13 protein-coding genes are annotated in these 16,202 nt (G+C 35.1%); 8 read left to right on the forward strand and 5 right to left on the reverse strand.

Features of this window, described 5'->3' with window-relative positions:
• Nucleotides 1-474: 474 nt before the first annotated feature.
• The 8 genes from LEP1GSC049_RS210870 to LEP1GSC049_RS210840 all read left to right on the forward strand — a co-directional run bounded on the left by LEP1GSC049_RS210870 (nt 475) and on the right by LEP1GSC049_RS210840 (nt 8,286).
• Nucleotides 475-2,100, forward strand: a complete 1,626-nt coding sequence (locus tag LEP1GSC049_RS210870; RefSeq protein WP_004755632.1) for an acyl-CoA dehydrogenase family protein — start codon at nt 475-477, stop codon at nt 2,098-2,100.
• 255 nt (nt 2,101-2,355) lie between these two features.
• Nucleotides 2,356-2,805, forward strand: a complete 450-nt coding sequence (locus LEP1GSC049_RS210865; protein ID WP_004755619.1) for a MaoC family dehydratase — start codon at nt 2,356-2,358, stop codon at nt 2,803-2,805.
• A gap of 217 nt (nt 2,806-3,022) precedes the next feature.
• The gene (locus LEP1GSC049_RS210860; protein WP_016561048.1) at nt 3,023-4,546 is read left to right on the forward strand and encodes a thiolase C-terminal domain-containing protein; all 1,524 of its coding nucleotides are present in this window, start codon (nt 3,023-3,025) and stop codon (nt 4,544-4,546) included.
• A gap of 19 nt (nt 4,547-4,565) precedes the next feature.
• A complete protein-coding gene (locus tag LEP1GSC049_RS210855) occupies nt 4,566-4,922 on the forward strand; it encodes a hypothetical protein (RefSeq protein WP_004760231.1) in 357 nt (118 codons plus the stop codon).
• Between the two features lie 78 nt (nt 4,923-5,000).
• Nucleotides 5,001-5,228 carry a hypothetical protein gene (locus LEP1GSC049_RS2000000226755; RefSeq protein WP_000250249.1) on the forward strand — a complete coding sequence of 76 codons (228 nt, stop codon included), beginning with the start codon at nt 5,001-5,003 and terminating at the stop codon, nt 5,226-5,228.
• A 790-nt stretch (nt 5,229-6,018) separates the two neighbouring features.
• Nucleotides 6,019-6,273: a hypothetical protein gene (locus tag LEP1GSC049_RS210850; RefSeq protein WP_004447378.1), complete on the forward strand. Its 255-nt coding sequence runs from the start codon at nt 6,019-6,021 to the stop codon at nt 6,271-6,273.
• Complete coding sequence (locus tag LEP1GSC049_RS210845; RefSeq protein ID WP_004755558.1) at nt 6,270-7,394, forward strand: suppressor of fused domain protein; 1,125 nt, start codon at nt 6,270-6,272, stop codon at nt 7,392-7,394. The genes LEP1GSC049_RS210850 and LEP1GSC049_RS210845 overlap by 4 nt, the downstream gene beginning before the upstream one ends.
• 205 nt (nt 7,395-7,599) lie before the next feature.
• Nucleotides 7,600-8,286, forward strand: coding sequence for a hypothetical protein (locus tag LEP1GSC049_RS210840; protein ID WP_004755683.1), 687 nt, complete (start codon nt 7,600-7,602; stop codon nt 8,284-8,286).
• A 338-nt stretch (nt 8,287-8,624) separates the two neighbouring features.
• Here the strand turns inward: LEP1GSC049_RS210840 and LEP1GSC049_RS210835 are convergent, their stop codons facing one another.
• The 5 genes from LEP1GSC049_RS210835 to LEP1GSC049_RS210815 form a co-directional block, all read right to left on the reverse strand.
• Nucleotides 8,625-11,003 carry a PP2C family protein-serine/threonine phosphatase gene (locus LEP1GSC049_RS210835; protein ID WP_004755610.1) on the reverse strand — a complete coding sequence of 793 codons (2,379 nt, stop codon included), beginning with the start codon at nt 11,001-11,003 and terminating at the stop codon, nt 8,625-8,627.
• Nucleotides 11,000-12,304, reverse strand: a complete 1,305-nt coding sequence (locus LEP1GSC049_RS210830; RefSeq protein ID WP_004757162.1) for a hypothetical protein — start codon at nt 12,302-12,304, stop codon at nt 11,000-11,002. Before LEP1GSC049_RS210830 ends, LEP1GSC049_RS210835 begins: the two co-directional genes overlap by 4 nt.
• A complete protein-coding gene (gene argJ, locus LEP1GSC049_RS210825) occupies nt 12,285-13,436 on the reverse strand; it encodes a bifunctional glutamate N-acetyltransferase/amino-acid acetyltransferase ArgJ (RefSeq protein WP_016748346.1) in 1,152 nt (383 codons plus the stop codon). Before argJ ends, LEP1GSC049_RS210830 begins: the two co-directional genes overlap by 20 nt.
• Nucleotides 13,437-13,511: 75 nt before the next feature.
• Nucleotides 13,512-14,903: a HAMP domain-containing sensor histidine kinase gene (locus LEP1GSC049_RS210820; RefSeq protein ID WP_025182137.1), complete on the reverse strand. Its 1,392-nt coding sequence runs from the start codon at nt 14,901-14,903 to the stop codon at nt 13,512-13,514.
• Entirely contained in the window at nt 14,893-15,594 is a 702-nt protein-coding gene (locus LEP1GSC049_RS210815) for a response regulator (RefSeq protein ID WP_000795919.1), read from the reverse strand. Before LEP1GSC049_RS210815 ends, LEP1GSC049_RS210820 begins: the two co-directional genes overlap by 11 nt.
• Nucleotides 15,595-16,202: the final 608 nt, after the last annotated feature.

The following is a 16,202-nucleotide window of genomic DNA, read 5'->3' on the forward strand; positions in this document are numbered from 1 at the left end:
AAGAAGATCTTATATTCTAACCTTTGAAACAAATTTATAGTATTATTTTATACTTTTTTGTAGTGACAAACATGATTTTGGTTTTTGGGAATTTTCGACCGTTAGAAATTTAATTTTATAAATCCTTATATTAATAATTTATAATAAAAAAATTAATTTGATCAATTGTTCAAAAATTGAATTCGTCTATGATGTTTTTTTAAATAGACTTTTTGAAAAATGAATTCTCCACCTTATTTCTTTTTCATGAAATAGTCAATTGAAGTAGTTTTGTTAATCGCCGTTATAGAATTTTTCAACAATTCTAATATTTATGGCTAGTTTTAATTTCTTGCGGATTTGTAATAACCGTGCAGTGTTTATTTTAAGATAAATTTCCAATTTAGACGCAAAATTATAGGTTCTTTGTTGTGGAGGGTTTGGTAAAATGAAATACTTTAGAACTTTAAATTATACTGGAGTGAATCAATTGAAATGTTATTTTTAAATCCATACATAAAAGACGAAGATCGAGGTTTTTACAATACTGTCAAAGAATTTGCGAAGGAAAGGGTTTTTCCTTCCGTGGAACAAAGGGACGAAGATTGTACTTGGAGCAACGAAATCTGGAAAGAAATGGGTTCTATGGGATTATTAGGAATTCCTATTCCAGAAGAATATGGAGGTCAAGGAGGGAGTTGTTTTCAATGTTGTCTTGCACAAGAAGCGTTTAACGCGGGTTCGTTGGATTCCGGATTTGGACTTTCTTGGGGAGCACATATGATTATAGGAAGTCTTCCGATTTTATTTCAAGGAACTGAAGATCAAAAAAATAAATATTTACCTAAGTTAGCAAGTGGAGAATGGATTGCAGGTTTAGGATTGACCGAACCCGATTCCGGATCGGACGCCGCAGGAATGAGAACTTACGCGGAAAAGACGAAAGGCGGATTTATTTTGAACGGAAGTAAAACTTTCATCACTAACGGACCGATTGGTCAAGTTTTTATCATCATGGCAAGAACTACAAAATCTCGTGGACCGATGGGGATTTCGGCGTTTATCGTAGAATCTAAAAACAAAGGGTTCAGTGTTTCTAAGGTTTTAAAAAAATTAGGACATAACACTTCTACAACTGCAGAACTTACATTCGAAGATATGTATATTCCGGATGAAAATTTATTGGGCCCTTTGCACTCCGGATTTTTAAGAATCGGAAAAGCGACTTTAGAATGGGAAAGAACCGTACTTCTTGCTGCTTTGATGGGAGGAATGGAAAACGTATTAGAAAGTTGTATTCGATATTCATGGCAGAGACAGCAGTTCGGAAAATCGATTCTAAGCTTTTTTGCAATTAAGGAAAAGATTGCGAGAATCTGGGTTTATCTATGTGCAGCAAGAAGAATGACCTACTTTGTAGCGCGTAAAAAAGATACTGAACCTAACGTAAGTTTACCGATGGAAAGTTCCATTCTAAAAGTATTCGCTTCTGAAGTAAGTGAAGAAGTTGCTTCTGATTCGGTTCAGATTTATGGAGGAATGGGTTATATGAGGGAGGTTCCAGTAAGTCGATTTTATAGAGATGTAAAGTTGGGGACAATTGGAGGAGGAACTTCGGAAGTTCAAAGAAGTATTATATCTGCGAGTTACGGAGGATACGAACCTTATCAAAAAACAATTCAAAGTGCGGCTACGGGAGAAGTAAGAAATTTTTTCGGAGAAAAAACGAAAGATACTCCGATCGGTGAATTGATACAATCTTTAGATGTTTTAATTCAAACCGTTGGAGAAAATCCAGAAAGGAAAAAAAGACAAGCCTTTGAGTTTGGATTTGCAGATCTATTGACTTTGACGATGATTTTAAAATTGAGCCTATGGGACTTAACAAAAATCGACGGTCACTATAAAACTAATGATAAAGAAAGAGATTTTAATATACTCATATATTATCTCACTGCCAGGTATATTCGAGGAATTGTATATTTAAAGGAGTTAGATGAAGACGGAGTCAACAAACTGTTAAAAGCGTTTGGAAAGTTGAACGCGCCTGAAAAAGAAATAGAAGAGAGTATCGAATATTTAAAGGCGGGTATTTTGGATAACGTATCGTTTGGAAAATAAGAGCAGTTTAGGCGCTTCTAAGACTGACGAACCTCACCTTGTTCATTATAAATTGAGGATTGGTTGCGTAAATATATATAAATTCACGTATCTTGTAGCCGAAATAAATCTGTATGTGTAATTTAGAATATGGTTTAAAAAATCAGATTAAAATTGTTGAAAAATTCCGTAGTTCAATTAACAAAACTTCCTCTGTTCTCTGTCAGTAAAAACTTATTTCAAAAACATAAAATAGGACGATCGGAGAGATTAAGAATGTATAAAAAAGGAAAATCTTATGAAGAGATTGAAATCGGAGAAAAAGCGAGTTTTACTAAAACGATTACGGAGACCGATATTTATCTTTTTGCTGGAATTAGTGGGGATTTCAATCCACTTCACGTAGACGAAGAATATGCAAAAACTACGATATTCGGAACCAGAATCGCACATGGAGGACTTGCAGCGTCTTTACTTGCGCCCGTTCTTGGGATGAAATTGCCCGGTCTTGGAACGGTGGCCTTGGAGACTGTAACTAAATTTCGAAAACCAGTTTATCCCGGAGACACGATCACCTGCGCCGTGGAGGTAAAAAATAAGATTGAAAAAATGAAAATGATTGAAATGAAAATACTTTGGACCAATCAGAAAGGGGAAACAATTGGAAAAGGAGAATGTAAAGTTCTACCTCCTAGTTTCAATTTAGAAACAATCGATTATGATTAGAAACGACCATCTAAAGAAGTATCGCAAATTCGGGATTTACGGCACTTTAGAACAGGGCTAAAATATTCAAATTTTTGAAACAATTTAACCCAAGTATTTTATTTATGCGTCCGAATAGTAATATTCTAAATTTAAAACTTATTTTAAGCTTTATAATTTTTTGATATATAAATATTTTTAAATCTATTTTAAGAAATAAAATCCAAAAGGTAAATCTATGAATCCTGTGGTATTGGGAATAAGCGATTCGATAACGTCCGATTTTCCGGAGGAATATAAAAAATGGACCGGAGAAAAAAAAGTATTAGAACATTATAAAAAATCAATATATGATCTTCTGGAATTTTTAGAAATGAAGCCGGAAGTTCTTAAAGAAATTCTCACTGATTTTATAAGTATAGAACCGTCGTCTTTGGGAAAAGCAGGATACGGACATAGCGCACGGATCGCAAACGAACTCGGTTATACTGGATTTCGTTCTCATCTTATAGATTTAGGAGGAGCCAGTGTAACCGGCGCTCTGGGACAAGCGAAAATAATTCTTCAATCCGATCCTGAGGCGGTGATATTGATTGCGGCTGCTGATATTCCAAAATCCACGTTTAAACAGATATCCGATCTAAAACGTTTGAACGAGACTGTATGTCATCCGTTATACGAGCTAAATTACGGGGCAACTTTGATTTCTATGTACGGACTTTTGATGAAAAGGATGATGTATGAAAACGACATTATCCAAGAAGATCTCGAAGAAATTACAAAAAAATTTAGAGCAAACGCTATTATAAATTCTAGAGCGAGTGTATACGGACAAGAAATCACAGAAAAACAAATCACTAGAACCGTCGTCGACCCATATTCAGTACCTATGATTGCGATTGTAACCGATCATGGATTTGCCACTTTACTAGTATCCGAAAAGAAAGCAAAAAAACTGCAGACTCAAGGAAGGATCAAAAAAGAAATCAATCCAATGTATTTGATTGGAGCAGGGCAAGCAGTACATTCAGAATATTTTATGTTTAAGGGGGATTTTGACACGCCTGCTGGAAGAGCGGGGGATCTGGCCTTTTTATCTGCAGGAATCGAAAGAGAAGAAATCGATTACGCATGGATTTATGATTGTTTTGTCGGAATGGTGATTCTTCAATCTTCAGAATACTTCGGGATTTCAAAAAAAGAAGTTTCAGAAAGTCTAAAAAACGGAATTATAAAATTCAAAAATGGTAAAACGATTCAGGTTAATCAAATGGGAGGAATTTTAAATTATCAAGCCGCCATGTCCGTTTCTGCGGCGACCGGTTTGGTCGACGTAGCGGCTCATTACGGATTGTATTCTAAAGAATCGCCTAACGTTTTAATTACGCGTCCCGGAAAAACTTTATTGGGAGGAAACGGAGGAATTGACAGTATTAATTCGGTAGCTATTTTTTCATCCGAACCTTCCAAGTCAAAACCGAAAAAGATAAAAACAAAACGGCTTTTTTTAAATCAAAACTGGGCGGATGAGAATGAAATCGGAACACTTTATTCTTCTACGACTGTAAATTTAAATCCAGGTTTTATTACAAAAACACCTTATTCATTAGCGCTCGTAAAAATGAAACCGGGTCGTTATGTAATGGTAAACGTATTCAATTCAAAAGGAGAACTTTTAAAAACGGATCAAGATCTTCGGTTTGATTCTTCGAAATTAAAAATCCAAAATGAAAACGGCATTTTGAAAGGAATTTTAATATAAACTGAAAGAAATTTTTAAAATGATCAGTCAGACATCTTCCAAGACTTCGCGAAATTTAGGATTGGATCGATTTATGCACATAAAGGCTGAGAATGTTCGAACTGGGCAGGTTCGGGTTTTTAACGGTTCCGATTTAATTTTGGTTCCTGATTCTTCCCATGAAAAAGAAGGAACTATGTTTCTTCACGGAAGAAGGGTCGAAAATTGTCTCAATCTTAGAAAATATTCCACTTTTTTTGTAGTTGCAGATTTTGTCTCTAAAACAGGATTTCCGGATAAAATTAAGTTACAGGAAATCGGACCGGATGGGTCTGTTTTTGAAATTTCCGAAAGTAAAATAGATTGTTATCGAGTTATGGGAATATTTTTAGAATAAGAATTACTTTCTGCTGGATTTGAACTCCTATAAAAATAGAATCCGTAATGAGACATTCTTTCCTAGGGGAATCCAATCATGGTCCAAAAGAAGAAGACCAAAGTTCAAAAAACGACGTCTAAAAAAAGTAAAGGCTCTGTAAATTCTTCGATTACAAAAAACGATATTCGACTTTCTGATATGTTGGATCTTGCCGCGGAAGAGTTCGTAAAAACGATCGAAATTATGGCAAGGCTGACTTCCGGAAATAGAACAAAGCTCAAAAATTCTATCAAAACTGCGGCTAAGAATATTCTAAAAGATTGATAAATGATTTTTTTAAATGATCCGTTTTCTAATTGAGTCAATTTTTTTCCAAAAAGTGAAAACGTTTCATAAAACTTTGGAAAAAAATTTCCAAAATTGATTCGATTTTTTAAGAGAATTGTAGTCAACTATAGATATGGAAAACTTATTTCTGATCACTCTACTATTCTTAATTTTATTTGAGCAGTATAAAACCAGGGTTTCCCGGGAAAAAGTTCCGATTCGTGCTTTAAAACAGTACGTCCATCGTTAACATTCTATTCTTGATTGAGACCGGGAGCTTCCCGGTTTCCCACTTTTTAATCTAACAGCGATTTGGTGTGCGAATTTACGATTCGTTTACCGTAAAAAAAATGGATGTGGGAACTACTATAAAATACAAAAAGAATCATCGTACAATCAGATTTTTGTACAAAAATCCTTGTTTTACGAGCATCATCAAAATTTAAATCCCATTTTAACGTAAGTTCGGCTGAGAAAAAATTTTCTAAAAGTATGAGTTCCTACAATTTTAGAATTCGTTCGTAAAATCGTGGTTTGCAGTAGTTCCCACGTCATTTTATAGACAAACCTAAGTTTTGTGGTAGTTCCTACATTTAAAGAATCAATCTGTAGAGTTCAGATTCCAATTTTTTTCAGAATCATGGGTTTTTCTCCACGAACTAGTGTATCGCCAAACTCGTTTGAGTGCAAAATATTGAATAATGGAATGCCGTTAATTTTTGGTAGTATTTTCATACTTTAGAGAGTTGAAACATTCCTATTCTATTGAAATCTTGTCTTAAGTACTATGTATAAAAAACCAATGACTCCTACTCGAGCCGTAGAGACTTTCATTCTCTGCAAGAAAAAACAAGAACCGGTTTCGGAAGAAGTGATTTTAGTTTTGGATTCTTTTCAATCTTGGAACGAGATCGAACTGACTGGTCTTCTCAATGCTTCTTTTTATTTTCCTGAAATATTAAACGAAACTAGATCTGAACAAACGATTCGATCTCTTTTAGAGAAATTTAAACAAAGGATCGTAGAGATTCCCATTCGATGACTTCTTTTGCAGAACCTAAAGTAATTTACCAAGAAGCCAATCCATACGGAACTTTTACTGCGTATTTAGAAGACGACGGAAGAACAGTTTATCTTTATCTTCAAGCGGAACAAAATCCGGAATTTGGAATCAAGTCCGTATGGGTTTGTAATCGAATAGAAGCTCCCGAAAAAAGAAGTATCGAAGATCTTTCTAACGGTTTGGCTCCGATTCTTCTTAACACTGAAGTAAACGAATCAAAACCTCATCCTGCTTTAGAAGAAAAAGATCTTTATTTTATCTGGACGGAAGAAGGGGATGGAGTCGCTCTTTTTTACAAAGAAAACTTGATCGCCTTTCTTCCTCCTTGGTCTGGAATCAAAGGGTTTCATGGGTATTCTATCCATGCCAAAGTAGAAGCACTTACGGCGTATCCTTTGGGTAATTCAGAGTTCGGAATGATTCCAGATCGTGTTAATGTTTCTAGAAATTTTTGGGAGGCTCGTTCTAAATCGGGAGCGTGGAAGGAAATTCAGGAAAGAAGACTTTTTTTCCTGGAATCTATATTCGGAAAACATGATAAATACTGGTCTGCAGATGGAGGAAAATATCCTCAATTAGGAATAACACGTTTTCGATCGGAGAAATATCCAGAAATTCTAATATATTCTACGATAGGAATGAGCGCTCAAAATATGCCCACCGTGGAACTCTTTCATAAGGATTATGAGAACTATTCAAGAATTGAACTGATTTTTGCGGTTAAGATTGGTTCGGAAGGATTGGAAAGATCAGAATCCTGGGTTCCACATTTAATCGGAGAATTGATTCGTTTTCCTTGGAATATGGCCAAGTGGTTTGGGAATGGACATACAATCACCATGTCTAGAAAAGACCCGGAAGCGCTTTATTTAAATTTTACTTCTATTCTTTTTAGAGATCTTACTTCTTTTTCAAATACTCCGGATTTAACGGGATTTATCTCCGAAAACGGAAAACGGGTTCGTTTTTTGACTTTATTACCTTTATCCGAAGAAGAAAAAGAATATGCGCAAAAAGATGGAATTCAATCTTTCGAGCGTATATGGAACGAAAAAAAATTTCCTTGGTATCACGACTCCGAAAGACAATCCCTAATATAAAAATAGGAATTATTTTTGGCTGATTTGATAACAATAAACGAATGTACTATCTTCAAAATTTTAGGTTCTGAAAATTATGATACTTAAGTTATCTAAAGCGAAATTTTTGATGAGATAAAAACGAAACTCATCCGTTTTTATGATCGTTTAAATGAATTGAGGTCGCTTTGTTCTTTATGAATCGTTTTGGTGGATAGGTTGTAAAATGATTTTTTTAGAAGAAATGATACGTTCTATCAGATGTTATACCGCTCATTCGGCGTTTTTATTGGCTTTGGCTTGTGCGACTTGTATATGGGTCACACTTCCTTTATCTCTTTTATCGGAAAGTACAGAAACACAAATACGTGAAAAGATCTGGCAGGAGATTTATAATCAAGATTTTCATTCTTCTAAAAAATTAGTTCAGCTTGAACTTGCTAAAAGTGGTAAAAATGAGACGATCTCTTTGTTATCTTTTCTTGAAATTTCTTTAAACGGACTTCAGAGACACAAACAAGCTAATGATATTCGTAAAAAAATCTTATCTATATGGGAAACTAAGTATAAGAAAACCTTTGTAGAGGAAAATTATCCGATCAATCTTTCCACTTGGACTAGGATGATAATCGTAAAACCGGATACTATGTTAGTCGGAGCCGAATATTTTATACCTTATCCTATCAATCCAAACAAAGACGGATTTTATTATCATAAATTCACCTTGTATAATCGTTTTTCAAAGAAACCAACTCGGTTCTTTAAATTAGAAAAATCATCTACAACCAATCAAGAATATTGTCTTTATGAGATCAATTCAGATGGGGAATCCAAACAAATTAAGAATTATGGTGATACCTTGCCCGAGATGAAGGATGAGATGAGCTTTTTAATGGAGTTTTTAAGTATTTAAGACTGAATTGATAAGCGAAAACGTTTGAAAGATCGTATTTAAAAAGAAAAACCCGCTTCTCGAAGCGGGTTTTAAAATTTCATCCCTTCTTTAGAATGAAAATGTGTTGCTAGATTTACTTATTTCTTCTTTGCAACTTTCTTTTTAGCTGCTTTTTTCTTAGCTGCCTTCTTTGCTGCTTTCTTTTTTGCAACCATTGACTATTCCTCCGTGTTACTAACGTTGAGTCTTAAGAGATCTTAAAGCTTAACGCCGTGATTAGAGACATAATTAATGGATCAAGATAAAAATGTAAAGTGTTTTAATATTTTTTTACATTTTTTTTTAATTTATTTATCTTACTGATTTGAATCGTGATTTTTATTCACTTCAATGCAGATGAAAGATATATCATCACTAGGATCTTTCTTACCACGAAACTCTTGAATCGTTTTTAATACAAGATCTGATAGATCTTGCGGATCTAAGTGATGATTATTCTTTAAAAGATTTAAAAAGTTTTCATCTCCAAAAATTTCTTCGTTGTCGTTAAACGTTTCTGTAACTCCATCTGTGAATAAAATTAATTTATCACCAGAGTAAATCGGAATCGTTAAGTGTTTATATTCTGTATGTAAGACACCTAAAACTCTTTGAGTTTCCGATCTTAATTCTATTTTTCCATCTTTTCGAATACAAATCGGAGAAGAATGACCTGCATTGATGTAATGAAACGTTTCTTTTTGAGAATTATATTCTCCACAAATGAAAGTCATAAACTCGCTTCCTCTATATCTTTCAATGAGAAACGAATTAATTACTTTGAATATCGTAGATAAGTCCGATTTTTTTCGAATTTGATTTTGTATGATACCTCTGATTGCGCTGACTAGATAACCAGTTCCTAATCCATGTCCTGAAACGTCTCCTAAAGCCAACAACATCGTGTTTGAATCTAATTTTTGAATGTCTAAATAATCACCTGAGATTCCTACGGCTGGTATGGAAAAAAAACCTATCTTAACTCCTTGAATATGTCTGCTTTCCGCTACGTGGAGCGTTTTGTCGATGATCGAAGCCATGTTGAGATCACGAACAATTCTTTTTTTCTCTACTTCTTCCGCTAATAAAGCGTAGTTCTGTAAAAGCATCGAAGCCATTCGAGTACATTCTTTTAAAAAATGAAGTTCTCCTAGATTGAAGTTCTTTCTGTTTTTCTTTTCTCCCACAAGAAACACAGCCAAAACCTCTTTTCCTCTGGAATAATTGAAAATCGGATATGTAAGTTGTACTCCTGAGTTATGTAGAAACTTGTAAACTGATTCTCTAATTCCAAGTCCATAGGCAAGATGTGTAGTGACCGTAACTTCCGTATTTGTCGCAAAATACTGCCATATTTCGGAGTTTGAAGAGATCCGAATGAAGTTGATGTTTTTCAGATCAGTTCTGGGAAATTTATCCGCAGGTATTAAAACTAGAATTTTAGAAATGTCCAGAGCTTCGGAAACTTTTCTCATCATGTTGTTGATGGTAGCTCTCATTGAAATTGGAGCGCTGATCATCGCAGAAATCGTTTCCATAGCGGAGTGTAACTTTTGATTTCGTTTAAAACTCCAAGTATCTACAAGATTGGAAAGACGTCTGTTGATGGAGCTCATCGTGTAAATGCTGGAACAAAGAAATAAAACGTTAAATTCTTCTAAATACTTATCTGCTGCGATTGGATCGAATTTGAAAAACGCTCCCAACAAAAACAAATAACCTCCTGCTAATATAAGAATCAGATAAATAGAAGTGAGAGAAGAACTGAATGCGATTTGAACCGGAACAATGGAATACGTAAAGGTTCCGTATATGATCAATGCGGGAAAGATCAGAAATGCAAATAAAATCATAAGTTTAGAAAAATCGGGGGAGATAAACTCCGAAAATTCTACGGAAACAAAAGGTAGAATGGAAATTGCACTGAATGCTAAAATCAGACTTAATTTTTTGAATAAACTTTGAATCGGAAAAAGATTTCGTATCGAATCCGTTACAAGAAAAAAAATACAGATCACGGAGCTGAATAGTATAAAGTAAACTCCATTTGTGGCGAGTATTCCAAAGATATGCGGATCCGCTTTTTGTGTTCTACCTACAAAACCGGCGATCAAAGAAAAAATGATTTCCGGCGCGAACCAACGAGTGGGGAGTTCTTTTCCTCTAAGTCTGAAAGATATATTCAAGATTACGAATGCGGTAAAATAAAGAAAAAAGAAAAATAGAAAGTGGAATTCGTGAAATCCAACTAAAAAGAAATTGAATAAACTCAAACAAGACAAGGATCCGAACAATAGAAGCATGTAAAGATCTCTTGTATAAAAGAAAAACCAAATCGCGACAGATAAATACAACAACGATATAAGAATGTCTCTTGTGAATTCCTTAACGACCGAATAATATGATTTAGGTGCTAAAATTACCGGAATCGTTTCGCTGACTCCTTTATCGTAAACGTGTATTCCATTTTCATAAGATTGTCCGGACTCTGCCATCTTGATCGCGATTTCCAATTCTAAAAGGTCAACTTTTTTTCCTAAAATACCTGGAAACTCTTCGCTGCTTTGAATGATCGTTCCATTCGGGTAGTAATAAAAAGGCGGTTTTAAAGTTTCGGAAGAAGTTTGTAAAACTCCTATCAATAAAACGATGCTGAGTAGGATCAGAGATATAAAAAGTAAAAGTATATTTCTCACGATGGAAACCTCAGATCATGAATCGAAATCATCGTGCGGTTCTTCCAAGTAAGAACCAATGGATCTTTTTCTATACTCTCTTCTACTTCCCAGCCAGCTGAAAGTAGGTTTTTACTGAAGTCTGAATTTTTGTGAACTTTGAAATTTTTTCCAGAGGTTTTTAAGGAAATGGTATTTTCGCTTTTTCTAATAACTCCTACTAAGAGATCGTATTCTTCGTTCCAGGAGATTTCTTTTAAGTAGGATTCCACCAAATTTTTAATATTATTTAGACTTTGAAAGGCTCTCGAGGTTCTAACGGAATATAAAGCTCCTAATATATAACAAAGAACTAATACAGAAACCTGATTTGTGATCCCTAACTTCAAAATGACGAAGTATGTTTCTTCTCCTTCTGAATTCAGGAATTCAATAAGTTCACCAGGTTCTCTGGAAAGGATTTCGATACGAATGGTTCCGATCATTGGCGGTTCTGCTGCTTCTAAAAATTTTCTAATTTTGCCGGCCGTCTCCAGCTCTTTTCTGTATTTTTTATTTTCCGCTACTTGAGAAGAAAGGATATGATTATGAACCGCGATTCCACATTTTCCAGAAAGAAAACTTAGGTCTTGCCTGACTGAATCTTTGGGAATATTGGATACGGCCAAAAAACCGAAAAGGGTTTCTCTATAAACAAAAGGTAATATAAAGTTTGCTCTGAGACTTACAAAATCTTCGTTGATTTCGTGATTCTGATCCTGTTCTCCTATGATGACTCCGTTTTTCTTGTTCAAAATGTATTTTAAAAGTTTTGAATCTGGATTGATTCCGTCGTGAGTGATCACTTTTCTTTGTTTCTTTTTTGCGTAAGTGTAAAGTTCAAAAGTTTTTAAGTCATTGTTGAGTAAAGCTAGTTTTCCGTAATTACTTTCAGTTAACCTTACTAAGTCCGGGAAAACATTTTTGATCAAACCTTCTTGATCGAATTTTCTATAGGCCAATCGGGAAGAGCGCGGATCGTCGCTTAAATATTCGGAAATTAGAATAGACTTAAGTTTACCGCTGAGTTTTTCTTGAAGTGGAAATAGTATAAAAACCGCAAATATCAAAGTAGAAAGTAGACTTACTTCCATATAGTATTCGATTGCATTTGGAACTGCGGAGAGAATAAAAAAATAGATTCCCAAAGCGATCAGAACCGAACTTCCTTTTGCGAATAGATTGATGATTGTGGAAATGAGATAATAATCCGTAACTAAAGAACGGAATGTTTCTTTAAATCTGCTGTTGGTATTTTTGCTTTCAGGTAGTATAGTAAGCATTTTCTTCTATATATTTTTCCGTAAAATCACAACCCCAAAATTTCATGGAAATCGTTCCAACATTCAACACTACATTTAAAGAAATTTCAGTATTATTTTTTAAATATTCGGAAAGCTTTTTTAAAGTTTCCGGATTTGCTTCTTTGACCGGAAGTGTTCCGAAATAAATCTGAAGGCCTTCGAATGGAATGGGTTCGTCAAAAACTTTGCCAACCGCCATAATCAATCTTCCCCAGTTAGGATCTCCGCCGTAGATTGCAGTTTTAACCAGAGGGGAATTCAAAATCGATTTACCGATTTTCTTTGCTTGTATTTCGTTTTTAGCTCCTGAGATAGTAAGTTCAATTAATTTTGTTGCACCTTCCCCGTCGATTGCAATGAGTTTGGTAAGATCGATACAGATTTCAGTAAGAGCTTTAGAAAAATCTTCTACGGAACTTTCTCCGGATAAACCGTTACAAAACAATGCGACCGTATCAGAGGTTGAAGTATCAGAATCGATCGTTAAACAATTGAAACTTTGATCGACCGAAGCTTTTAAAATAGAGTATAGATCGGTTCCTTCCGGAAGGGAGACATCCGAAAGAATATAACAGAGCATAGTCGCCATATTGGGTTCAATCATTCCGGCGCCTTTTGCAATTCCGTAAATGGTTCCTTGTCCTGATTTCGTTTTAATATTTCGGAAAGAAATTTTTTTTCTAGTATCCGTTGTCATAATCGCTTCAGCGACTTCTTCCAAGTTGCCCGGTTTTAAAAGAGATTTCGCTTTTTTACAAGCTGGTAGAATGACTTCCATTTTCAGAGGAACTCCGATTACACCTGTAGAAGAAGGAAGGACTAACGTTTCTTTGATACCAAGAGATTCTCCAATTGCCTTACAAATTTCTCTCGAATTTTGAATTCCTTTTTCGCCTGTTGCGACGTTTGAGTTTTTAGAATTGATAACAATTGCCTGAAGAATTCCGGACTGAACGTGTTCTTTGCCAACAATCACCGGAGCTCCGGGAAAATTGTTTTTAGTGAACACGGCAGTCGCCTTACACGGAATTTCGGAATAAATAACTCCAAAGTCCTTTGTATCGTCTTTGATACCGATATTAATTCCAAAAGATAAAAATCCTTTAGGCATGGTCATGAATAAGATCCCTTAAACGAGTTGATTGGATCTATATTTGGAAAATTATCTCTGTCGAAAAGAAGAAATTCAGGATGTTTCGGTCTGATAACGTGTGGGAATCGTAACTGAAAAAATGGTTCCACCTTCCGGATTATCAAAAACTTTAACGGAACCGTTATGAAGACGAACGATATGTTTCACGATAGAAAGACCCAAACCGGTTCCACCTTCTTTTCGGGAACGATTTTTATCGACTCGGAAGAATCTTTCAAAAATTCGAATCTTGTCTTCGTCTTGAATACCAATTCCCTGATCGATTACTTGAAATTGAACTTGATCCGATTTGATAGGTAGAATTTTGAGAGTGATCGTTTTTCCTTCGGAAGAATAAGACGACGCGTTTGAAATCAAGTTGAGTAGCATGTGTTCTAAAAGGATCCAGTCCGCAGAGATCATCAAAGGATTGGGCATCTCAACTACAAACTTCTGACCTTTGGATGAAACAACTCCTTCGACCGTATAACTTAAGTTTTCTACAAGAGATTTTAAGGAGAATTCTTCTTCGCTCGAAATCTTGGTTTGATTTTCAATTCGTGTGATTGTGAGCATGTCTTCTACGATCCGAACCATACGATCTGTGTTTCTAGAAATCGCATCCAAAAATCTTTTTTCATGACTTTCGGGCGAAAGACGTAAACGATCGAGTAACGTTTCCGTGTATCCCTTAATGGATGTGATAGGAGTTTTGAGTTCATGAGAAGCGTTTTGAACGAATTGTTCTCGAATGATGTGAGATTGTTTTTCTTCTGTGATGTTTCGGATGACTCCGATGTACATTAGAATTTTACCATTCGTTTTGAGAGGGTACATTTTGATCGTATAAAAATTTTGTCCTAGATCTAGTTCCATTTTAGAATCGCTAGAACCTTTAAGATGATTTAATACAAATTCTAAAAGTCTAGAATCTCTAGTTGCATCAGTTACTTTTCTGGATCTTGAATTTGGCTCGATCAAAGATCCTGGAACACTTTTATTTTGAAAAAGAATAGAAGCGTTTTCCGGATCAATTGCAAAAACTCCTTCCTTTAAATTTTGTAAAACGGAATCGAATTTTTCTTTTTCTATCGTAAGATCCACAAATTGATTTTTAAGTCTTGTAGACATTAAGTTGATTGAGGATGCAAGGTCTGCAAGTTCTCGAATATCGGAAAGTGTTAACTCGGAACCAAAATCGCCCGCGTTAATTTCCCCGGTTTTTTTTTCGATTCGATCTAATGGTTCTATAACACTTTTAGCGATTGAGTAAGACATGTAGAATGTGCCGAACATCGCAAAAAGAACATAAAAAGAGAATAGAAGAATTTTAAAATCGGAATGAACGAACTTCTCTACGAAAAGAGCAATACCTGCGACTACAAGGAGCACAAGTAGAAGGAGCCAGTTGCTAAGAAGAAGTTTTGAAAATAAACTACGCCTCATTGAATCTATAGCCGATTCCGCGTATCGTTTCTAACCTTTCCTTTTCGTCTCCAAGTTTATCGCGTAATCTTTTGATATTTACGTCTACCGCTCTATCTGTAACATAAATATCTTTTCCCCAAACCCGATCTAATAATTTGTCTCTGGTAAAAGCGACTCCCGGATTGGTCATAAAAAGGTTTAGTATTTTATACTCTATTAAAGTTAGATCGACTTCGGAGTTGTTTATAAAAGCCTTATGCGCTTTCAGATTAAGAAAGATATTTCCGATTGTGATGTTTCCTTCGAATTCATCTTCTTCTTCGTCTTTGATTCTTCTTAAAACGGAACGAACTCTAGCGATTAATTCCCTTGTGCTGAATGGTTTACGAACATAATCGTCCGCTCCTAGTTCCAGACCGAGAACCGCTTCGGTTTCTCCAGATTTTGCGGTAACCATAATGATCGGCATAGAATACTTTTCTTTTATCTTCTTGCAAAGATCCATACCTCCGATTCCGGGAAGCATAAGATCTAAGATAATTAGGTCGGGAGTATTTTTTTCCAGTTTTGGAAGTACTTCTAATCCGTTTTGGCATGTATCTACTTGGTAACCGTTTTCTTCTAAATGAAATCGGATCAGCTCGGCTATATCTTCTTCATCGTCTACGACGAGAACTTTTTGCCCTGGGTTCCCTGATTGATTTTTCATGATTCCTATACTTTTTTACTGATTGATCGCAGTTTTTTACAAACCGATTTTCTAAAAAAGAAAATCGGGACTGCAAGAGTACCAGTAGGTTCTATCTTTTTAATATTTCAGAAATTCGTTACAATTGAAATACGAAAAAATTACAAACTACAGAAATTCGATCTACTTTTCAAAGACGACCGACTTTGTTATCCGGATGTCATCTTTTCAGTAGCAATTATAACTTGCGGAGAGTTCCATATTTTTGAGCATTCCTCGAAAAATTGTAGAGGAATTGAATGGAAGAACTCAAGCAGCCACTTCAGGCGAATCAACTTAAGAGCTATCGTAACATGCTCCGATCTGGATATTTTATTTTGGAGAATACATATACTTCGTGTTAAGAAATAGAAGTTTTACCGTAAAACTCGGACTTGTGGGAACTTCCACTCTGAGAAAGTTCAATAAAAAAAATGAAAAGACTAAAACTTGCTCCAAAAAATAAATCTAATAGATTTATTGAAAAATGAATTCACCATTTGTTTTTGTTGAATTAAAATGGGTAATTGAAGCAGTTTTGTAAATCACCACAATGGAATTTTTCAACAAATCTGATGCTGAAAGCGTGG

It is taken from the genome of Leptospira kirschneri serovar Cynopteri str. 3522 CT, from assembly GCF_000243695.2.
In the GTDB taxonomy this organism is placed as follows: Bacteria; Spirochaetota; Leptospiria; order Leptospirales; family Leptospiraceae; genus Leptospira; species Leptospira kirschneri.